Here is a 20,647-nt window from a genome sequence, read left to right as displayed (position 1 = left end):
AGACCTCCAGGTGGTGGAAGCGGTTCTTAGACAGCTCCACTCCACGCCCGGAGGTCTTCGCCTTCCAAGCTCATTCAGATCGTGTCGTCACACGATCTCGACCAACGTGCCCGATCAGTACAGCTAGTCCAGGCTGGGGATCCCCGGGAGCTCGGGCCCCTCGCCCCGCAGCAGCACGGAGAACGGGACGCGCCGGTCGTCGTTGACCCGTGCACGGAGGACGCTCAGCGCGATGCTGAAGGCCTTCTCGTCGGCGCGGGCCAGGGTGCCCCAGCCGTCCCACAGCAGCACCACGCCCTCGACACCCCGACCGATGTCGCGGAGGCAGTCGGCAAGGGCGTCGAAGTTCTGGCCGTAGTAGTCGGGGAAGTGCAGCGCCTCCCCGACCGCGGCGAGGAACCCGGCCTTGGTGCCGGCGACGGTCCAGCCGTCGACGTGGGCGAAGCCCCAGCCGGCGTGCTCGACGGTGTGGCGGACGTCGGCGACGTCGAAGGCCCCGTGCCACAGGTGGATCCCGGGCGCCTCGTGCCCGGCGAGTATGGCGGCCAGACCACTCATGCCCCGCTCGCGATCCGGGAGAACGAGCGGTAGTGGTCGCCCGTGTAGTAGAGCTCGCCGTCCTCGCCGGCGACGATGCGGCGCGCGCCGCGGTCGTCGGAGCCGGGAGTGGGCACGGTGTACTCCCGGTAGTAGCCCAGGGGCTCGTCGGGCAGCAGCTCCTCGCGGTTCTCGAAGGTGACCCCGTCGCGGTCCTCGTCGAACGGACCACCGGCGTCGATCAGCTCCAGGATCAGCGCCGCCTCGGGGGGCAGGTCGGCGACTCGGACGAGCGGCAGGCCGCTGTCCGGGTCGGTGCCGGCGTCACCGCCCGGCTCGGACGAGGGCGTGGTGCCGGACGTGAGCTCCTGCGTGGGCGGGGTGGACGGCGAGGACGACGTCGTACCGGATCCGCTCGGATCGGGGTCGGGTTGCCCGCCGCCGTCGACGAGGAGCCAGGCGACCAGCAGCACCGCGGCCAGGAGCAGCAGGCCCCACTGGTAGCGCGTGCGGCCGGCCGACCGGTCCGCCATCAGTACTCCAGCACCTGCGCGCGCCGCTTGACCTCGCTGCCGCGGTTCTCCCGCAGCGCGTCGATCGGTCGTCCCGGGAGGTCGTCGTCGGTGAAGAGCCAGGCGATGCACTCGCGGTCGTCGAACCGGTGGTCGTGCAGCAAGGTGAGCAGGCCGGGCAGGCCCTTGACCACGAGGCCGTCCTGGATGAACTCCGCGGGCACGCGGGGACCGGTGCCGGGCTCGGAGACGGCGGCGGCGAGCTCGTGGTCCTTGATCATCGTGCGGACCTTGCCGGGCGTCACGCCGAGCAGCACGGAGACCTGCTTCCAGTCGAGCCATTCCGACACGAGGGCAGCCAGGTCACGATCGGCGAGGGGGACGTCATTCATGCGCGGAAGTCTCCCACGCGCGACACGCCCGACCCACCCGGCGCCTCGCGTCGCCGTCCGATGGTCGCTAACGTCGAATGCTCGTTCGCGCGCTTCCCTCCCGCGGGCCCCCAGCCCCCGGGCGCAGCAGACGAGACGAGGAGCCTCCCGTGCCCCGACCCGACTCCCCCCGAACAGCCGCGCGACTCGTCGCCGGCCTCGCGCTCGGCGCCGCCACCGTGGCGACCACCGTCGTCGCCGCACCCGCCCACGCCGACCACGAGCGGCTCCCCGCCGGCCGCACGCCGGTGTCGTACGTCGTGGAGCCGGGCGACACCGCCTCCAGCCTCGCGGTCCGCTTCCACGCGTGGACGGCCGAGATCGTCTCCCACAACCACCTCGGCCGCAGCGGCACCCTCCGCGTCGGCCAGCGGATCGTGATCCCGGTGGTGAGGAAGGAACGGTCCGGCAAGGGCGGGAAGGGCGGCACGTCGATGTGACAGCACCCCGACCGCGACCGGGAGAAGGTCCGCCGGGTGGTCGCCGGAGCCGCGCGCCACCACGGCGTCGACCCTCAGCTCGCGCTCGCCATCTCCTGGCAGGAGTCGGGCTGGCAGATGGGTGTGGTGTCCGGCGCCCACGCCATCGGCGCGATGCAGGTGCTGCCGTCCACCGCACGGTGGATGGAGCACTACGCCGTACGGCCGCTGGACCTGCGCAAGCTCGGCGACAACGCGAAGGCCGGGGTGCTGCTGCTCCGCGTGCTGTCGCACCACACGCAGCGGCGTACGCACAAGATCGGCGCCTACTACCAGGGCCTCGGGGCGGTGCAGCGGCACGGGCTCTACGAGGAGACCAGGGCCTACGTGACAACGTCGAGGCGATCAAGCGCCGTCTCGAGGACGGGCGCTCGCCCTCCTGAGTGCGGCCCGACCCCGTCCCGGCCCCGACCTGCCTGTGCCGCGTGGCCCCTGAGCCGGGCGTTGCGCCACGCCCGAACCGTGCCTGGGCGTGGCGGCAGTCGTCGTTTCCGTAGAGTGGTGGAGCCGGATCCTTCCCCGTACGCCCTCTGATCCGGCTCTCTGGAGGTCGAGCAGTGGAGCCACCCGAGCACGCCCGCGCAACCGCGCCCGGCGCTGCTGGCGACCCCTTGGTCGGTCGCCTGCTGGACCGTCGCTACCGCATCGGCGCCCGGGTGGCGCGTGGTGGCATGGCCAGCGTCTACGAAGCCACCGACACCCGGCTCGACCGCACGGTCGCCGTGAAGGTCATGCACCCCGGGCTCGGTGACGACCAGGACTTCGCCGAGCGCTTCGTCCGCGAGGCCCGCGCCGCGGCGCGGCTCAACCACCCGCACGTCGTCGCCGTCTACGACCAGGGCGACGACACCTCCGACGGCGCCGACACCGTCTTCCTGGTGATGGAGTACGTCCCCGGCCACACGCTGCGTGACGTCATCCGCAAGGAGGCCCCGATGCCGCCGAGCCGGGCCCTTGCCCTGCTCGAGCCCGTCGTCTCCGCCCTCGCCGCGGCCCACCGGGCGGGCCTGATCCACCGCGACGTCAAGCCCGAGAACGTCCTCATCGCCGACGAGGCGCACGGCGGCCGGATCAAGGTCGCCGACTTCGGCCTGGCCAAGGCGGTCAGCGCCGACACCCAGCACACCGCCACCGGCGGCGTGCTGATCGGCACCGTGTCCTACCTCGCCCCCGAGCTGGTCGTCGACGGCCGTGCCGACGCGCGCGCCGACGTCTACGCCGCGGGCGTCGTGCTCTACGAGCTGCTCACCGGCAGCAAGCCCCACGAGGGCGAGTCCCCCATCCAGGTGGCCTACCGCCACGTCCACCACGACGTGCCGATGCCGTCCCTCGTGCAGCCCGCCATCCCCGACTACGTCGACGCGCTGGTCGCCCGCGCGACCTCCCGCGACCGCGGCCAGCGAGCGGCGGACGCCACGGTCCTGCTGCACCACCTGCACCGCGTCGAGCAGGCACTGCGCGAGGGACTCACCTCCGACCCCGAGCTCGCCGCCGACCTGCTCCCCCGCCCTGCCCCCGCGTCCGACGAAGCGACCGAGCCGGGCTCCGACATCACGCCCCAACCGTTCGACGCCGACGCCCTGGCCCTGCTCACCGAGGTCGACCCCCGCGACTCGGGCCTCGTCGACGACGGCACCCCCGACCGTACGACGGCGCTCGAGCGCCATCCCGCGCCGCCGACCGTGGCCACCGCGGCCGTGCCGCGGACCACTCCGCCCGAGGGCGCCCCGGCCACCACCGCGATGCCCGTCGGCACCACAACCACTCCTGCCGCCGGCCCTGCCACCCGCCCTGCCACCGGTCCCGACACCCGTCCCGCCCCGGGACGGGCGCCGAGCCGGGTGGTGCCGGTGACCACCACGGCCCGGCGGCGCTCGGTCAAGGGACCGCTCGCCCTGCTGCTCGCCATCCTGCTGGCCGCCGGCATCGGCCTCGGCGCATGGTGGTTCGGCTGGGAGCGCTACACGACGACGCCCGGTGTGCTCGGGATGGACGAGGCCGCCGCGGCCTCCCGGCTCGACGCGGCTGGCCTCGACGCCGAGACGGGCGACCCGGCGTACAGCGAGAACGTCGCCGCCGGCCTGGTCATCGCCACCGATCCCGAGCCCGGCGGCAAGGTGCTGGACGGCGGCACCGTCACGCTCACCCTCTCCCTGGGGCCCGAGCGCTACGACGTGCCCGCGCTCAGGGGGCTGACCGAGGACCAGGCCCAGGACGCCCTCGCCGCCACCCACCTCGCCTTCGGCGAGAGCATCGGCCGGTGGAGCGAGACCGTCCCCGAGGGGCAGGTGATCCGCACCTCCCCGAAGGCCGGGACGACGCTCAAGCCCGGCGCCGCCGTCGACCTCGTGCTGAGCCGTGGTCGCAAGCCGATCACGATCAAGGACTGGACCGGCAAGCCCTTCGCCAACGCGCAGCAGGCGCTGGAGGGACGCAAGCTGCAGGTCGCCGTGACCGGTGAGGAGTTCAGCGACACCGTCCCCGAGGGCTACGTCATCTCCCAGGACCCCACCACCGGCACGCTCTTCCGCGGCGACACGGTCTCGTTCGTCGTGTCGCAGGGACCCGAGCTGGTCGAGGTGCCCCGGGTGCGGGCCATGGGCGTCGAGGCCGCCACGGAGCTGCTCGAGGGCCTCGGCTTCAACGTCGAGACCGAGGAGGCCGACAGCTACCTCGGCCTCGGCTACGTCTTCAGCTCCGACCCCGACTCCGGCGAGGAAGTCCCCAAGGGATCCACGATCACGCTGTTCATCATCTGAGGTCCTAGCCTTCCTGCGTGGATGCGGAGCAGAACCGGCGTACGACGCTGCTGGCGGCCGGTGCGCTGCTCGGCCTGGCGGCCTGCTGGGGCTCCACCTTCTTCCTGATCAAGGACCTGCTCGACCGGGTGCCGACGCTCGACTTCCTGGCACTCCGGTTCACCATCGCGTCGCTCGCGCTGCTGGTCGTGGCTCCCAAGGCGCTGGGACGGCTGTCACCGCAGGTGCGCAGGCACGCCGTGGTGCTCGGTGGGCTCTACGGCGTCGCCCAGATCCTGCAGACCGCGGGACTGGCCCACACCCCCGCGAGCATCAGCGGCTTCGTCACCGGGCTGTACGTCGTGTGCACCCCGCTGCTGGCCGCGGCGATCCTGCGCACGCGCATCCCCCCGGTCACGTGGGTGGCCGTCGCGCTCGCCACCGTCGGGCTCGGCGTCCTGGCGCTCAACGGCGTCAGCATCGGCTTCGGCGAGCTCATCACGCTCGCCTCGGCGGTGCTCTACGCGCTGCACATCGTGGGGCTCGGTGCCTGGTCCACGGCGCAGGACGCGGTGGGCATGACGATCCTTCAGATCATGGTCATCGCCGTGCTCTGCATCCTCGCAACGGTGCACGACGGGATCGTGCTCCCGGACCGCACGGGCGACTGGATGTCGGTGGTCTACATGGCGATCGTCGTCGGCGCGCTCGGCCTGCTCGGGCAGACATGGGCGCAGGCGCACCTGCCGCCCACCCGCAGCGCGATCATCATGAGCATGGAGCCGGTCTTCGCGTCGGTCTTCGCGGTCTGGCTCGGCGGCGAGGACGTCACGGCCCGGCTGCTCGTCGGGGGCGCGATGGTGCTCGTCGCCATGCTGACCGTCGAGCTCGCACCGCGCCGCGCGGTCGAGGGCGAGGTCCCGCACATCGCGGTCTGATGCCGAGACGCGCGACGGCGTGGGTCGGTCCCCCTATCGTGGGGCCCGTGGACACGTGTGTGCGGTGCGGCGCGGAGCTCGGCGTGGGCCGGTTCTGCCTCAACTGCGGGCATCCCATCGGCGAGCCCGCACCCGCCCCGCTGGCGGCTGCCCCGCCGACCACCGAGCCCGGCGCGCCGGCCGCACCCCCAGCGCCGACGCAGGTGCGCGACGTGCCGGTGGCTCTCCCGGTGCAGGCAGCCGACCCGACCCCGGTCCCGCCGGCCGCCGTCCCGGTGGTGGCGAAGGGGGCTGCACCGAAGCCCGCTCGGCGGACCCGCCGCAGCGCCGAGCCGGAGTCCCCGACGCCCTCTCGCCCACGGACCGAGTGGGACCCCCAGGAGGAGCTGCTCCCCTACGAGGAGGTCGACGACCTCGACGGCGACTCCCCGCTGCCCGGACGGGCGTGGATCGCGTGGGTGCTCGGCGCCGTGCTGCTCGTCGGCCTGGTCTTCGTGCTCCTCCAGGTCTTCGGCACCGACGACGATGGCACGGCCACGGATCCCGCCGCCGGCGAGTCGTCCGCCACCAGCCCGGACCAGTCGTCGGAGGATCCCGAGGAGGCAGGGAGCTCACCGACCGACGGCCCGACGGGTGTCGGCAAGCTGCTCGACCTGGCCACCGGCGCGGCGGTCGCGGTCCCTGACACGGCCCCGCCCACGACGGACTTCGACGGCAACCTGGTGGCGTACGAAGCCAGCCAGATGGTCGACGGCAACCCGACCACCACCTGGCGGATGGCCGGCGACGCCACCGGGCAGGCGGTCACGCTCACCCTGGCCGAGCCGCGCGTGGTCTCCCGCGTGGGCCTCGTCAACGGCTACTCCAAGCAGGTCGCCGGCGTGGACTGGTATCCCAACAACCGCCGGATCCTGGCGGTCACCTGGGGGTTCGAGGACGGCACGACCGTCGAGCAGACCTTCGCCGAGCGACCGGGCCTGCAGCGGCTGAAGGTGCCGCCGGTGCTGACCGGGACGGTCACCATCACGATCACCTCGGTGACGCCCCCCGGCAGCGGCAACCTCGGGCGCGACTACACCGCGATCAGCGAGGTCGCGATCAGCGGGCGGCGAGCCGGCTGAGCACGACGGCCGCCCGCTCGGCGTCGCCCCGCGTGACGTCGAGGTGGGTGACCAGGCGTACGGCGCGCGGTCCGACCGCCGAGATCCGGACGCCCTCGTCGGCCGCGGCCGCCACTAAGGCGGAGGCATCGGGCCGGTCGACCACGACGATGTTGGTGTCGACGCTCGCCGGATCGAGGCCGAGCGCCTCGCCGAGCAGGCGGGCGTGCTCGTGGTCGTCGGCCAGCCGCTCGACGTGGTGGTCCAGGGCGTACGCCCCCGCCGCGGCCAGCACCCCGACCTGGCGCATGCCGCCGCCCAGGCGCTTGCGCCGGACGCGGGCCTGGTCGATCGCGTCGGCCGAGCCGACCATGAGGGAGCCGATGGGCGCGCCCAGGCCCTTGGAGAGGCAGACGGCGAGCACGTCGGCGATCCGGCCGTAGTCGACCAGAGGCGTGCCCGTGGCGACGTGCGCGTTCCAGAGGCGGGCGCCGTCGAGGTGGATGCGGGCGCCGGTCGTGTCCGCCCACGCGCGCAGCTCGCGCAGCTCCTCGAGCGGCAGCACCGCACCGCCGGCGAAGTTGTGGGTGTTCTCCACCGACACCGCGGCCGTCCGCACGAAGAACGGCCCCATGTCGGGGGCGTACATCGACTCGATCGCGGACAGGTCGACCTGCCCGCGCGCCCCGGTCCACGTGCGCATCGTGATCCCGCTGATCGCCCCGTGGGCGCCCAGCTCCGCGCGGGCGATGTGCGCCGACGACTCGCACAGCACCTCCTCGCCCGGGGAGACGAGGGAGGCGACGGCGAGCACGTTGGCCATCGACCCGGTGGGCGTGAACAGCGCGGCCTCGTGGCCGAACATCGCGGCCACCCGCTCCTGCAGCGTGGTGACCGTCGGGTCCTCACCGTAGACGTCGTCACCGACCTCCGCGCGGGCCATCGCCTCGCGCATCGCGTCGGTCGGCCGGGTCAGGGTGTCGGAGCGGAGGTCGATCACGAGGGCGAACCTATCGGGAGGCAGCAGTGGCGGCGGGACGGGCCGGCCAACTGACGAGTTGGCCAGCCGACCGGTGAGGTGGCCAGCCAACCGGTGAGTTGGCGAGTTCGAGGGCCGGGCCGCCCGGCTCAGGCCTTGCGCAGCATCTCGGCGACGAGGAACGACAGCTCGAGGGACTGGACGCGGTTGAGGCGCGGGTCGCAGACCGACTCGTAGCGGTTGGCCAGGCCGGCCTCGTTGATCTCCTCGCCGCCGCCGACGCACTCCGTGACGTCGTCGCCGGTGAGCTCGACGTGCACGCCGCCGGGCCAGGTGCCGAGGCTGCGGTGCACGTCGAAGAAGCCCTGGACCTCCTCGATCACGTCGTCGAAGCGGCGGGTCTTGTAGCCCGACGAGGCCTCGAAGGTGTTGCCGTGCATGGGGTCGCAGACCCAGGCGACCTGCACGCCCTCCGCGGTGACCTTCTCCACGAGGGCCGGCAGGCCGTCACGGATCTTGTCGGCGCCGAAGCGGGTGATGAAGGTGAGCCGCCCCGGGGTGTTGTCGGGGTTGAGCCGCGCGGCGTAGGCCAGCGCGTCGTCCGGCGTCGTCGTGGGGCCGAGCTTGATGCCGATCGGGTTCTGGATGCGCGAGAGCAGCTCGACGTGCGCCCCGTCGAGCTGGCGCGTGCGCTCGCCGATCCACACGAAGTGCGCGGAGACGTTGTAGGGCAGGTCGGTGCGCGAGTCGATGCGCGTCAGGGACTGCTCGTACTCCAGCAGCAGCGCCTCGTGGCTGGAGTGGAAGTCGACGCGGTGGAACTCGTCGGGGTCGGCGCCGATGGCCTTCATGAAGGTCAGCGCCCGCTCGATCTCGTCGGCGACCGCCTCGTAGCGCTGGCCGAAGGGTGAGCTCTGCACGAAGTCGGTGTTCCAGGTGTGCACCTGGCGCAGGTCGGCGTAGCCACCGGTCACGAACGCGCGGACCAGGTTGAGCGTGGCCGCCGAGGAGTTGTAGACGTCGACGAGGCGCTGCGGGTCGGGGATGCGGGCCTCGGGCGTGAAGGCGAAGCCGTTGACGGCATCACCGCGGTAGGCCGGGAGCGTCACCCCGCCGCGGGTCTCCATGTCGGAGCTGCGGGGCTTGGCGTACTGCCCGGCGATCCGGCCCAGCTTCACCACGGGCACGGAGGCGGCGTACGTCAGCACGACCGCCATCTGCAGCAGCACGCGGAGCTTGTTGCGCACGTTGTCGGCGGTCACGCCGTCGAAGGTCTCGGCGCAGTCGCCGCCCTGGAGCAGGAACGCCTCGCCGCGGGTGACGGCCGCGATCTTGGCCGTGAGGTCGTCGCACTCCCCCGCGAACACCAGCGGCGGCGACGTCTTGAGTCGGGCCACGGCCGCGTCGACCGCACCCTGGTCGGGGTAGGTCGGCTGCTGGAGGGGCCCGAGCGCGTGCAGCTGCTCGAGGGTGGGGATAGCACTCACCCCTCAAGGGTACGGCGCGGGCAGCGCGCACCCGAACCCTGACCGCCCCCTGGGCGGCCACAGTGCCCGATCGGTCAGGACCGGGGCGTGAGGACGCCCTCGGCGTCGTCGACGCGCACCCCACCGGACCGGGTCCGGCTGGCCACGAGCGTGCCCGTCACGATGGAGGGGTAGGGGTAGCTGATGTGGCCGGGCGCCCCCTGCCGCGACGTGGTCCAGAGGCGGTCCTCGAAGTTGATGGTGCCCCGGAACTGGTGGTTCTCCAGGACCAGCTGTTCGGCCGTGGCCTGCCCCACGACGTAGGACGCCTCGCCGCGGTAGAGCAGGGAGCCGTGGGAGACCTCGAGGATCCCGTCGCGCTGGTGGACCGTCTGGTCGTGCACCTCACCGCTGAGGTAGACGTCGACGCCCCCCTTGACCATGGCACGCCACAGGTCGGACCGCACGCCGTCCTCGTAGACGAGGTGGCTGGAGTTGCGGGTGCGGACGTCGCCGGTCATCGGCACGTGCCCCTGCACCATCACCCAGGGGACCTCGTCGGCACGCGCCTGGCGCAGCACCTGCCTGAGCCAGCGCAGCTGCGCCGGGTCGACGGACATGTGCACGTCTCCCCCGCGGCGCTCGAAGACGTCGAGGGTGACGAGCAGGACGGTCGGAGACAGCCGTACGGCGTAGGCGGTGCGCCGCGCCTGGCCCCGAGGTCCGTCGGGGAAGCGCGGCTCGCCGTCGGCACCGGCCAGCACGTGGTCGGCGAAGATGCTCTTGAACTGCGGCACGTGGCGCCGCTTGAAGTCGGTCCAGGTGTCACGGCCCTTGCGCCACGGGTCGTCGCCGATCTCGTGGTCGCCGATCGCGGGGTAGGTGGTGAGGCCGTGGTCGGCGAAGCGCTGGAGGTAGGCCGGGTAGTAGGCGTCGGCCGCCCTACGCCACGCGCGCAGTCGCTGCGCCTGGGTCCGCACGGGTCCGAAGACCCCGGTGCGGGAGTCGTCGCGACCCCAGCGACCCTCGACCAGGTCGCCCGCGACGAGGACGTCGTCGGTGGCGTGGGAGGCCATCTCGGTGATCACGTGGTCCAGCGCGGCGTCGTACTCGGGGTTGGTGGAGTTGGCGACCTGGCCGGTGCTCGGGTCGATGTGCTGCCGGCGGCCGCCCGCGGTCAGGTCGGCGACGTCCTGGTTGAGGAAGTCGGGGGACGAGATGAAGCGGTAGGCGCCCGCCAGGTCGGGGGCCGACGGCACCGGCGGCCGGTCGCGCGGTCCGCCGCGCTCCAGCTCGGTGGACGGCTGGCCCGACGGGTGGACGGTGGTGCCACCGTCGTCGCCACCGGGCGTGGCGTTCGCCGGTGGCGAGGAGGGCGTGACCGACGTGCAGCCCAGCACCGACGCGATCAGCACAGCCAGCAGCGGCCCGAGAGGTCGACGAATCACGCCACAACCGTAGACGCCGGGGCCGACACGGCCGGGACGCGCCCGGCCGTGTCGGCGTCCGCTCGCGTCAGTCCTTCTCGAGGTGGTCGATGTCGCGGAAGCCGGTCTTCTTGGCCCGGACCCCGCGGTTGGTCGCCCAGGTGAGCGCCCACAGGACCACGCCGACCGCGAGGAGGCCGCCGGCGATCTTGTACTGGACCATGTCGGCCTCGGTGCGGGCCCACGGGCCGAGCAGGTAGGCGCAGCAGATCGCGCCGACGACCGGGAGGTACGTCGGTGCGGTGAAGGCGCCGTCGGGGGTCGGGTCGCGGCGCAGGATCAGGCAGGCGATGTTGACGACCGTGAACACCGCCAGCAGCAGCGTCGCGGTCGTGCCCGACAGGGCGCTGACGACGGAGTTGTCGGACTGGGTGGACACGACGTAGATCAGGCCGAGTGCCAGCAGCGTCGTGAAGAGGATCGCGGTCCACGGCGAGCGGCGGCCCGGCAGGACGCGGCCCAGGCTGCGGGGCAGCACGTCCTGCTGCGCCATGCCGTAGATGAGGCGACTGGCCATCAGCATGTTGATGAGGGCGGTGTTGGCGACCGCGAAGACCGTGAGGAACGGGAAGAGCTTGTCGATCGGCAGGTCGGGCGCGCCGACCTTGACCACGTCGAGCAGGATCCCGGCCTCCGCGTTGGTGGGCTTCGCGATGTCGCCGGCGGGGATGACCGCCACCACGGAGATCGCGACCAGCATGTAGATCACGACCGCGATGCCCAGCCCGGTCAGCATGGTGCGGGGGAAGATCCGCATCGGGTCCTGGGTCTCTTCGACCATGTTGACCGAGTCCTCGAAGCCGACCATCGAGAAGAAGGCGATCGCGGTCGCGACCGTGACGGCCATGAAGAGGCCCTTGTCGTCGGGGCTCTCGAAGACGGTGACGCGACCGAGGTCGGCGTCGCCCCTGGCCACCACGACGAAGCCGATGACGATCACGATCGCGAGGGCCGTCATCTCGACGAGCGTGAGGATCACGTTGAACTTCACGCTCTCACCCACACCGCGCAGGTTGATCGCGGCGAGGACCAGCATGAAGGCCAGCGCGACGATCAGCGTCGCGCCGGTCGAGGGGCTGTCGTCGCCGAAGCCGATGAGCAGGTTGGCGGCGAGCAGGTTCGACGACGTCGAGGCGCTGGTGATGCCGGAGCAGACCACCGTGAAGGCCACGAGGAACGTGATGAAGTGGATGCCGAACGCCTTGTGCGTGTAGAGCGCGGCGCCCGCTGCCTGGGGGTACTTCGTGACCAGCTCAAGGTAGGAGAACGCCGTCACGGTCGCGACGGCGAAGGCCACGAGGAAGGGCAGCCAGGCGATGCCGCCGACCTGGCCGGCCAGCTTGCCGGTGACGGCGTAGACGCCGGCGCCGAGGATGTCCCCGACGATGAAGAGCAGGAGGAGCTTGGGCCCCATCACCCGCTTGAGGTCCGGCTCCGGGCCGTTGACGTCCTGCGTCGCTTCTGTCGCGCTCATCGAGATCCCCTCGTCCGTCCGCGTGCGTGCACGGGTGTTGGCACACAATGGACCGCACGTGCGACGCGAGGCAACCACCGGGCCCGCCGACGTACGACGCGTCGTGGTCGGCGGCGGCGCGCCGAGACGGGCCTTCCGGTGTTGGATCGTTCTAACTACCCTGCTGCCCATGCCGACTCGCGTTGCCCTCCTCACGGCCGGCGGTTACGCCCCCTGCCTGTCCTCCGCCGTAGGTGCTCTCATCGAGACCTACGACGCCATCGACCCCGACATCGAGCTCATCGCCTACAAGCACGGCTACCACGGCCTGCTCACCGGCAACAGCCTCGTGATCGGTCCCGAGGAGCGTGCCGGCGCGAGCCTGCTGCACCGCTACGGCGGCAGCCCAATCGGCAACAGCCGGGTCAAGCTGACCAACGATGCCGACTGCCGCAAGCGCGGCCTCATCGGGCCCGACGACACCGCCCTGGCCGTGGCCGCCGCGCGCCTGCAGGCCGACGGCGTGGACATCCTGCACACCATCGGCGGAGACGACACCAACACCGCGGCGGCCGACCTGGCGGCGTACCTCCACACCCAGGGCTCCGAGCTCACCGTGGTCGGGCTGCCCAAGACCATCGACAACGACATCGTCCCGATCCGCCAGAGCCTCGGTGCCCAGACAGCGGCGCAGGAGGCGTCCCGCTTCGCGCAGCACGTGCTCGCCGAGCACGGCTCCAACCCGCGCATGCTGATCGTGCACGAGGTGATGGGCCGCGCCAGCGGCTGGCTGACCGCCGCCGCCGCGCGCGACTACATGGCCTGGCACGCCGAGCAGCAGTGGCTGCCCGGGATCGGCCTCGACCCGCGGCGCTGGGCCATCCACGCGGTCTATGTCCCCGAGCGCGGCATCGACCTGGCCGCCGAGGCGAACCGCCTGCGCGCCGTCATGGACGAGGTCGGCTGCGTCAACATCTTCCTCGCCGAGGGAGCCGGGATCGACGACATCGTCGCCGACCTCGAGGCCACCGGCGAGACCGTCGGGCGCGACCCGTTCGGCCACGTCAAGATCGACCTGATCAACCCCGGCCGCTACTTCGCCGAGCGCTTCTCCCGGGCGATCGGCGCCGAGAAGCACATGGTGCAGAAGTCGGGCTACTACTCCCGCTCGGCGCCGGCCAACGAGACCGACCTCGCCCTCATCCGGGAGATGGCCGACCTGGCCGTCGCGTGCGCCCTCGAGGGTCGCCCCGGCGTCATCGGGCACGACGAGGACCGTGGCGACGAGCTCCGGGCGATCGAGTTCGAGCGGATCGCCGGGCACAAGCCCTTCGACGCCGGGCAGGCGTGGTTCACCGAGCTGCTGGCTGGCACCGGGCAGGCCTGAGCCTCGCGCCTGAGCCTCAGGCCTCGCGCTCGGCGGCCTGCGTCACCCGCAGGCCGGCCGCGGGCAGGAGCCGCGGGAGCGTCTGGAGGTAGGCGGCACTGACGACGGCGACGAGGGACAGCACCCACCACAGGGTCGTCGGCCCATGGGCGAGCAGCCAGGTGAAGGCCACCGGCGTCACCGCCCCGCCCACCCCCCAGCTGAGCTGGAACAGCCCGAGGTAGCGCCCGCGGAGGTGGTCGGGCGCAGCCTCGGCGGCCGTCGCGCTCAGGACCGGTCCGCCCGTGAGCTCGCCGAAGGTGTAGACCACGGACCCGACCAGCATCACGGCAACAGCCAGCCACACCGGCAGCCAGCCCGCGACGACGAACATCGCATAGCTGACCACGAAGATGAGCTGCGCCAGGCCCATCATGCGCGCCCGGACCTGACCCGTCATGCGGCGTACGACGAGTCCCTGGCCGAGGCCGACCAACGCGGTGTTGACGGTGAAGATCGCCCCGACCACCCACCCCGGCAGGTCGATGGTCTCGGCGACGTAGACCGGCAGCGCGAAGTTGAGCACCATCATCCCGGCCACGAAGCCGAGCTGGCCGAGCACCAGGCGCAGGTAGGCGCGGTCGCGCAGGACGACGGCCCAGCCCTCCAGCGGGGCGTCGTCGTCCCGCGCGACGCGGTGGTCGGGGACGTCGAGGAGCAGGACGTAGGCGAGCACGAAGGTGACCGCGTTGACCACCACCACCGACTGGTAGGCGATGTCGGTGCCGATCTGGAGCGCGATACCGGCCAGCACTCCGCCCACGGAGTAGCCGAGGTTGCGCACGGCCTGCAGGAAGCCGAACCACAGCTCCCGCTCCCCCGGCGCCGAGATCGCCGTGACGACGTTGCCGAAGGAACCCCAGAAGGACTGCCGCCCGATGTTGAGCAGGGTCGTCCAGAGCGCGACGACGAGCAGCGAGTCGGCCCACAGGTAGGCCAGCATCCCGACCGCCTGGATGAGGTTGCCCGCCAGCATCATGCGGCGCGGGCCGAAGCGGTCCACGAGGCTGCCGATCACGAAGGCGCCGGGCATCGTGAGGAGCGCGGAGAGCGACAGCGCCGACCCGATCTGCACCAGCGACAGGTCCGTCATCGCCAGGAAGTAGAGCAACGTGATCGGCATGAAGAGCCCGCTGCCGACGGTGTCCGCCACGATCGCGGTCACGAAGCGGCGATGCTCCCCGACGCTGGGGAATCCGAGACGGGTCAGCACGCGCCCACACTAGGACTCCGGGCGAGCACGCGTGCGTCCTGTCGGGCTATGTTTCGGGCCATGACCTTCTCGATCGTGGCGCGGTCCGACGACGGCGAATCGTGGGGCGTGGCCGTCGCCTCGAAGTTCCTGGCCGTGGGCTCGGCCGTCCCGACCGCGGCGGCGGGCGTGGGTGCCATCGCCACCCAGGCCGACGCCAACCTCTCCTACAAGTACCTCGGCCTGGCGCACCTCGACGACGGGGCCACCGCCCAGGTCGCCCTCGACCGCCTGGTCGAGGAGGACGACGGCCGCGAGCACCGGCAGGCCGGCATCGTCGACTCCGATGGCAACGCCGCGACCTGGACGGGCTCCGAGTGCTTCGCGTGGGCCGGGGGCGTGACCGGACGCAGCGGCGAGCAGGGCGGCTACGCCATCCAGGGCAACATCCTCACCGGCCCGGAGGTCGTCGAGGCGATGGAGACGGCGTGGCTGGCCGGGGCCGACCAGTCCCTCGAGCGCCGGCTGCTCGCGGCCCTCGCTGCCGGCGACGCCGCCGGTGGCGACCGGCGCGGCCGGCAGTCGGCGGCACTGCTCGTCGTACGCGACGGTGCCGGCTACGGCGGCCACGACGACGTCGCGGTCGACCTGCGCGTCGACGACCACGCCGACCCAGTCACCGAGCTCGCGCGGCTCGTGGACCTCAACGAGCTCTACCTGACGGCGTCGACGCCGGAGGAGCAGGTGCCGGTCGACGACGCACTGATGATCGAGCTCGAGGCGCTGGCGAAGGCCGAGGGCAAGGACAGCTTCCACATGTGGGTCGGGTCGGAGAACTACGAGATGCGCGTCGACTCCGGCGCCCGCCCCGCCTGGATCGACCGGCGGATCCTGGCGATCATCCGGGGCGGGGCCGCATGAGCGAGCGAATCGTCCAGCGCTGTGCGACTCGTGCCTCATGCGCGCACGGAGCGAAGCGAGCACGGGCATGAGCATCCTCGCGATCGATGCGGGCACGACGGGCGTCACGGCCGTGGTGGTCACCACCGACGGGCGGATCCGGGCCAAGGGCTACCAGGAGTTCCGCCAGCACTTCCCCCAGCCGGGCTGGGTCGAGCACTCGGCCGAGGACATCTGGCAGGCGACCATCGAGGCGACCCGTGAGGCCCTCGACCAGGTCGACGCCTCCGAGCTCACCGCGGTCGGCATCACCAACCAGCGCGAGACGATCGTGCTGTGGGACCGCGAGACCCTCGGCTCGCCCCGCCGCGCCATCGTGTGGCAGGACCGGCGCACCGCCGACATCTGCGACCGCCTGCGCGACGAGGGCCACGAGGAGCGGGTCGCCGAGCTGACCGGCCTGCGCCTCGACCCCTACTTCTCCGGCACCAAGCTGATGTGGCTGGCCGAGCACGAGCCGCACACGTGGGCCCTGGTGCAGTCGGGGAGGTACGCCGTCGGCACCGTCGACTCCTACCTCATCGCCCGGATGACGCGCGGCACCTGGCACGTCACCGACGTCTCCAACGCCTGCCGCACCCTGCTCTTCGACCTCGAGGCCGGCGACTGGTCCGACGAGCTCTGCGAGCTGTTCGGGGTGCCGCGCGACGCGCTCCCCGACCTCGTGCCCAACTGGGGCGAGGTCGCACCCACCGAGCCGTCGGTCTTCCTCGGCCTGTCGCTGCCGATCGCGGGCATCGCCGGTGACCAGCAGTCCGCGCTCTTCGGGCAGACCTGCTTCGAGGAGGGCGAGTCCAAGTGCACCTACGGCACCGGCTCCTTCATCCTCACCAACACCGGCGGCTCGGTCGTGCGCAGCGACGCAGGGCTGCTGTCGACCGCTGCCTGGCGCTCCCCCGACGGCGCGATGACGTACGCCCTCGAGGGCGCCATCTTCGTCACCGGCGCTGCCGTCCAGTGGCTGCGTGACGGGCTCCAGATCGTCGGCAACGCCGCCGAGACGGCCGCCATCGCGCAGACCGTCGACGACACCGACGGCGTCGTGTTCGTGCCGGCGCTGACCGGCCTCGGTGCGCCCCACTGGGACCCGCACGCCCGCGGCACGATCATCGGCATCACGCGCGGCACGACCCGCGCCCACCTCGTCCGGGCCACCCTCGAGGCGATCGCCTTTGAGGTGCGCGACGTGCTCGAGACCCTGCCCGAGCTCACCACCCTGCGCGTCGACGGCGGTGCCGCGGCCAACGACCTGCTCTGCCAGTTCCAGGCCGACCAGGTCGGACGCGCGGTCGAGAGACCCGAGATCGTGGAGACCACGGCGCTGGGTGCGGCGTTCCTCGCCGGGCTGGGCACCGGGGCCTGGGAGTCGACCGACGACCTGCGCGACACGTGGGCGCTCGACCGGCGGTTCGAGCCCGGCGGTGACCGCGCGGCGCTCGACGCGTCGTACGCCCGCTGGAGCGACGCGGTCGAGCGGGCGAAGGGCTGGGCGACCGTCTAGTCAGCGCTGCAGCTTGTCGCGCGCAGCCTTCGCCGCGTCGACCTCCGCCTGCGCCTCCTCGACGGCCTCCTCGGCCTCTGCCTGCACCGCCTCGGCCTCGCCGAGCTCGTCGTCGACCTCGTCGACCTCGGCCTCGAGCACCGCGATCCTGCTGCGCAGCTCGTCGATCTCCGCCTGGAGCTGCAGCGTCTTGGCCCGGAGCTTCTCGGTGGCCCGACGAGTCGACCGGTGCTCCTTCTCCGCCTCCCCCAGCACGCTGCGGGCGTCCGCGAGGCGCTCGTCCGCGGCGGCGCGGGCCTTGGCGTCGGCATCCGGGTCGGGTACGACGTGGAGCTGGGGCCGCCGGGTGGGATCCGGCACCGCCGCCGGGCGCGCCTTGGCGCTGAAGCCGAGCGCCTCGGGAAGGGCCACGGCGGCGCTCAGGTCGAGGTCACCGAGGCCCGTCGCCGCCAGGGACGTCACCAGCAACCCGCTCCGCACGGCCTTGGCCGCGTCGGGCTCGAGCATGGCCGCGGTGAGGGTCGCCTCGATCTGGTCGGCGACCGACTGGGTGGTCTTCACGCCCTCCTCGCGGGCCATCCGCCGCGCGGCCGTCGTCACCGACGCGGTCAGCTGGCGCCGCTGCTTGGTGAACTCCCGCAGCTGCGTGGCGTCGAGGTTCTCCTGGGCATCGCGCAACGCGGCACCGACGGCGAGCACCTGGTCGACCTGGTCGGGGTCCCGCCGCACCAGCAGGTTGACCACCCACGCCGCCAGCGAGGCCTTGCGCAGCCCCTTGATGCCGGCGGCCAGGGCCTTGTCGCCCTTGTGCTCCTTGACCAGCGCGTCGCGCGCGGGCGTGAAGTCGGCGAGGGACATCGCGTAGAGGTCGTCGGCGATCTCCAGCAGCGGGTCCGGCGTGGCAGCAGGCATGGACCGATCCTAGGGAGCGGCGTACTCGAGCTCGGTGGGAAAGGGCGGCCAGGGGCACTCCTGGCTGTCCCCGCTCGGCGCCCAGCCGAGCGACTCGTAGAGCCGGCGGGCGCGGCCGTTGTCGGCCAGCACCCACAGCCGGCGCGCCCCGGCCGCCTCGGCCCGGGCGAACCCCTCCCGCCCGAGTCCCGCGCTCCAGTGGTCCGGCCGGACGGCCAGGTGGCGCAGGGTCGAGCCGTCGTGCGCGGTCAGCGCCACCAGGCCCTGGTCGTCCTCGACCACCTCGACCACCACGGTGGGATCGTCGAGCAGCAACGCCCAGCGCGCCAGCACGTCGTCGTCGGGATAGGGCAGCTCGCCGAACACGTGCGCCAGACCCTGCAGGCTCGCCGTCCGCTCCAGGTCGCGCAGGGCCACGACGTCGTCCGTCGTGGCGCGCCGCCAGCTCCTCCTCCGCGGGTGCGTCATGGGCGCCCGGCCTCGTCCCACGCCCGGTGCGCGGTCGTCGTACGGTCCCAGAGCGAGGCCCACTCGGCGTCGGTGACGTCGTCCACCGCCAGCAGCAGGTCGTCGACGAGCGCGGAGCGCCACTCGTCGTACGACCTCAGGTCGCGCTGGTCGCGCCCGCCGGGCGTCAGCACCTGGTGCACCAGGCCGCGGACCGTGCGCTGCTCGGGGCCGTCGATGCGCTGGGCCACCACGGTGCGGCGGAACGGCGAGTCCTCGCCTGCGCTGAGCGTCCGGTGGGAGTCGGCGATGACGTCCGCGGAGTGGTCGCGGGAGGTGACGACGATGCCGCGCAGCACCCCGCCGGGCAGGTGACGGTAGGTCCACGCGGCGGGGCCCGTGGGGCGCCCGGCCGCCTGGGCGCCGTAGCCCGCGCCGATGCCGAACGACCAGCCCTCCACCACGTGGTCGCCACGCACCAGTGGGAGCGGCTCGGCGAAGCCCTCGCCGAGTCCGGCGTCGACCCACCAGTGGCCGCCGGGGTTGTCGTCGGTCGGCAGCCCGGAGACGACCAGCACGAGGTGGTTGAGGCCCGTGCCGAGCTCGTCCTCCGGACGGAACCACACGTGCCCGTGCCGCCGGCTCACCGAGAACCCGAGCGCGGTCAGCAGCCGCCCGAAGGCGCCGTTCTGGTGGAAGCAGTAGCCGAGGCGACCGCCGTGGGCGGCGCGTACGACGCCGGCCTCCGGGTCCACCGGGTCGGGTCGCCCCAGCATGATCGACAGGTTGTCGTAGGGGATCCGCGCGACGTGGGCGCGGTGCACCTCGCGCAGCCCCGCGAGGGTCGCCGGCGGACGGGCGGTCAGCCCGAGGCGGAGGAGGTAGCGGTCGCTGTCGTCCATGTCCGCCCCCGGCTCGCGTCGTCCGGCCGATGTCCGGCCGCCGTAGAACCTACTACCCCCACAGGGGTGAAGGGGATCGTGGCTATACCCGAGATCGATGATGAGGCCCGGCCGAACGGGTGTTCAGGTGTAGTCGCGGCCCACGAATCGGAGCCGCGTCATGGGGGTGTAGTCCGATGCGTCGTCTTCTTCCATCAGCTGCGGCCGTGGCCCTGCTCGTCCTCGCGGTGCCGCTGGGCCCACCGGGACAGGCCACCGCGCCGCCCGGCCAGGTCACCGTCGTCCAGGCGCTCCCCGGGGTGGCGGTCGACGTCTCGATCGACGGACGGTCGGTCGCGACGGGGGCCGGGGTCGGCGACCTGCTCGGCCCGTTCGACCTGGCGCCCGGTGAGCACGACATCGAGTTCACCGGTGCCGACGACCTCCGGGTGGCGTCGACCCTGGACGTGTCCGCCGGGGCGAGCAGCGACGTCGTGCTGCACCTGCCGGCCGAGGTGGACGGCGACCCGGTCGTCCACTCCTACGACGCACCGACCGGGCCGATCGGTCCGGACAAGGCGCGCGTGGTGCTCGCCCACACCGCGACGGTGGCCCCCGCCGACGTCGAGGTCGACGGCACGGTGGTCTTCACCAACATCGCCAACGGCGAGTTCGCCGAGGCGGACGTCCCGGCCGGCACGCTCGAGGTCGCCCTGCTCCCCTCCGGGACGAAGGGTGCCCCCATCCTCGGCCCCCTGGACGTGACCCTCGAGGGGCAGACCCTCTCGATGATCTACGCCTACGGCAACCCGCGCGACAAGTCGATGAACGTCATCAGCCACACCACGACCCTCTCGTCCGACGGCGCCGTTGTGCCGAACCGCATCGACACCGGGTCGGCCGGGCTCGTCCGGTCCCCGGTCGACACCTTCGGCACACGGGCGGACGACGACGGTCCGTGGCCGGTCGTCGTGCTCGGTCTCCTGGCCGTGGGCGGCACCCTGTCAGTGGTCGCCCTGCGTCGACGGCGCGCAGCGGATCCTCCGCCACCGCCGGCGGGATGACCGGGAGCAGGACGGTGGCGCTGCTCATCGCCGGCACGCTCGTCCTCGCCGGCACCGGGTGTGGCACCGCCACGCCCGGCGCACCCGCGGCGCCGTCCGACGGGTCCGACGCTCCCCGGTCCATCCCGACCACCCCGACCACCC

Annotated in this window: 20 protein-coding genes; 9 read left to right on the top strand and 11 right to left on the bottom strand. The window is 72.6% G+C overall.

Features of this window, described 5'->3' with window-relative positions; all coding sequences use genetic code 11:
- Nucleotides 1–123: 123 nt before the first annotated feature.
- The 3 genes from JWN97_RS02945 to JWN97_RS02935 are packed head-to-tail and all read right to left on the bottom strand — an operon-like array spanning nt 124 to nt 1,441.
- On the bottom strand, nt 124–558 hold the full coding sequence (locus JWN97_RS02945) for a barstar family protein (protein WP_297617961.1): 435 nt from the start codon (nt 556–558) through the stop codon (nt 124–126).
- On the bottom strand, nt 555–1,070 hold the full coding sequence (locus JWN97_RS02940; RefSeq protein ID WP_297617959.1) for a ribonuclease domain-containing protein: 516 nt from the start codon (nt 1,068–1,070) through the stop codon (nt 555–557). The genes JWN97_RS02945 and JWN97_RS02940 overlap by 4 nt, the downstream gene beginning before the upstream one ends.
- Complete coding sequence (locus JWN97_RS02935; RefSeq protein WP_297617957.1) at nt 1,070–1,441, bottom strand: Rv2175c family DNA-binding protein; 372 nt, start codon at nt 1,439–1,441, stop codon at nt 1,070–1,072. Before JWN97_RS02935 ends, JWN97_RS02940 begins: the two co-directional genes overlap by 1 nt.
- Before the next feature lie 149 nt (nt 1,442–1,590).
- Here JWN97_RS02935 and JWN97_RS02930 point away from each other — a divergent pair, with 149 nt between their 5' ends.
- The 5 genes from JWN97_RS02930 to JWN97_RS02910 are packed head-to-tail and all read left to right on the top strand — an operon-like array spanning nt 1,591 to nt 6,756.
- A complete protein-coding gene (locus JWN97_RS02930; protein ID WP_297617955.1) occupies nt 1,591–1,920 on the top strand; it encodes a LysM peptidoglycan-binding domain-containing protein in 330 nt (109 codons plus the stop codon).
- Between the two features lie 36 nt (nt 1,921–1,956).
- Nucleotides 1,957–2,493 (top strand): lytic transglycosylase domain-containing protein, encoded by a 537-nt coding sequence (locus JWN97_RS02925; protein ID WP_297617954.1) that lies wholly within the window; start codon nt 1,957–1,959, stop codon nt 2,491–2,493.
- A gap of 23 nt (nt 2,494–2,516) precedes the next feature.
- A complete protein-coding gene (locus tag JWN97_RS02920) occupies nt 2,517–4,718 on the top strand; it encodes a Stk1 family PASTA domain-containing Ser/Thr kinase (protein ID WP_297617951.1) in 2,202 nt (733 codons plus the stop codon).
- A 17-nt stretch (nt 4,719–4,735) separates the two neighbouring features.
- Entirely contained in the window at nt 4,736–5,635 is a 900-nt protein-coding gene (locus tag JWN97_RS02915) for a DMT family transporter (RefSeq protein ID WP_297617948.1), read from the top strand.
- A 47-nt stretch (nt 5,636–5,682) separates the two neighbouring features.
- Nucleotides 5,683–6,756, top strand: coding sequence for a hypothetical protein (locus JWN97_RS02910; protein ID WP_297617945.1), 1,074 nt, complete (start codon nt 5,683–5,685; stop codon nt 6,754–6,756).
- Here the strand turns inward: JWN97_RS02910 and JWN97_RS02905 are convergent.
- From JWN97_RS02905 to JWN97_RS02890, 4 genes are all read right to left on the bottom strand, one after another.
- Nucleotides 6,734–7,735 carry a GntG family PLP-dependent aldolase gene (locus JWN97_RS02905; RefSeq protein WP_297617941.1) on the bottom strand — a complete coding sequence of 334 codons (1,002 nt, stop codon included), beginning with the start codon at nt 7,733–7,735 and terminating at the stop codon, nt 6,734–6,736. The two genes, JWN97_RS02910 and JWN97_RS02905, sit on opposite strands and share 23 nt — an antisense overlap.
- A gap of 128 nt (nt 7,736–7,863) precedes the next feature.
- Nucleotides 7,864–9,201 (bottom strand): class II 3-deoxy-7-phosphoheptulonate synthase, encoded by a 1,338-nt coding sequence (locus tag JWN97_RS02900; RefSeq protein ID WP_297617938.1) that lies wholly within the window; start codon nt 9,199–9,201, stop codon nt 7,864–7,866.
- A 74-nt stretch (nt 9,202–9,275) separates the two neighbouring features.
- Nucleotides 9,276–10,628, bottom strand: a complete 1,353-nt coding sequence (locus JWN97_RS02895) for a metallophosphoesterase (protein WP_297617934.1) — start codon at nt 10,626–10,628, stop codon at nt 9,276–9,278.
- A gap of 67 nt (nt 10,629–10,695) precedes the next feature.
- A complete protein-coding gene (locus tag JWN97_RS02890) occupies nt 10,696–12,141 on the bottom strand; it encodes an APC family permease (protein WP_297617931.1) in 1,446 nt (481 codons plus the stop codon).
- Between the two features lie 169 nt (nt 12,142–12,310).
- Between JWN97_RS02890 and JWN97_RS02885 the strand changes: the two genes are divergently transcribed.
- Nucleotides 12,311–13,507, top strand: coding sequence for a pyrophosphate--fructose-6-phosphate 1-phosphotransferase (locus JWN97_RS02885; RefSeq protein ID WP_297617928.1), 1,197 nt, complete (start codon nt 12,311–12,313; stop codon nt 13,505–13,507).
- A gap of 16 nt (nt 13,508–13,523) precedes the next feature.
- On the opposite strand, the gene JWN97_RS02880 is transcribed toward JWN97_RS02885, so the two are convergent.
- Nucleotides 13,524–14,759, bottom strand: a complete 1,236-nt coding sequence (locus JWN97_RS02880) for an MFS transporter (protein ID WP_297617921.1) — start codon at nt 14,757–14,759, stop codon at nt 13,524–13,526.
- 60 nt (nt 14,760–14,819) lie between these two features.
- Here JWN97_RS02880 and JWN97_RS02875 point away from each other — a divergent pair, with 60 nt between their 5' ends.
- Both JWN97_RS02875 and glpK read left to right on the top strand, forming a co-directional pair.
- On the top strand, nt 14,820–15,659 hold the full coding sequence (locus tag JWN97_RS02875) for a DUF1028 domain-containing protein (RefSeq protein WP_297617915.1): 840 nt from the start codon (nt 14,820–14,822) through the stop codon (nt 15,657–15,659).
- A 67-nt stretch (nt 15,660–15,726) separates the two neighbouring features.
- Complete coding sequence (gene glpK, locus JWN97_RS02870; RefSeq protein ID WP_297617912.1) at nt 15,727–17,199, top strand: glycerol kinase GlpK; 1,473 nt, start codon at nt 15,727–15,729, stop codon at nt 17,197–17,199.
- Here the strand turns inward: glpK and JWN97_RS02865 are convergent, their stop codons facing one another.
- Genes JWN97_RS02865 through JWN97_RS02855 form a run of 3 tightly spaced genes read right to left on the bottom strand, consistent with a single transcriptional unit; the run spans nt 17,200 to nt 19,460 of the window.
- Nucleotides 17,200–18,111, bottom strand: a complete 912-nt coding sequence (locus JWN97_RS02865) for a hypothetical protein (protein WP_297617909.1) — start codon at nt 18,109–18,111, stop codon at nt 17,200–17,202. It lies immediately after the preceding gene.
- A 9-nt stretch (nt 18,112–18,120) separates the two neighbouring features.
- Complete coding sequence (locus JWN97_RS02860) at nt 18,121–18,579, bottom strand: GNAT family N-acetyltransferase (protein ID WP_297617906.1); 459 nt, start codon at nt 18,577–18,579, stop codon at nt 18,121–18,123.
- Nucleotides 18,576–19,460, bottom strand: coding sequence for an arylamine N-acetyltransferase (locus tag JWN97_RS02855; RefSeq protein WP_297617903.1), 885 nt, complete (start codon nt 19,458–19,460; stop codon nt 18,576–18,578). Before JWN97_RS02855 ends, JWN97_RS02860 begins: the two co-directional genes overlap by 4 nt.
- A 206-nt stretch (nt 19,461–19,666) precedes the next feature.
- On the opposite strand from JWN97_RS02855, the gene JWN97_RS02850 reads away from it, so the two are divergent.
- On the top strand, nt 19,667–20,503 hold the full coding sequence (locus JWN97_RS02850; RefSeq protein ID WP_297617900.1) for a DUF4397 domain-containing protein: 837 nt from the start codon (nt 19,667–19,669) through the stop codon (nt 20,501–20,503).
- The last annotated feature ends 144 nt before the right edge of the window (nt 20,504–20,647 follow it).

This window comes from Nocardioides sp., assembly GCF_025965415.1.
GTDB lineage: Bacteria > Actinomycetota > Actinomycetes > Propionibacteriales > Nocardioidaceae > Nocardioides.
The sequence above is the reverse complement of the archived record's forward strand: the minus strand, read 5'-3'. Positions and strand labels throughout refer to the sequence as shown.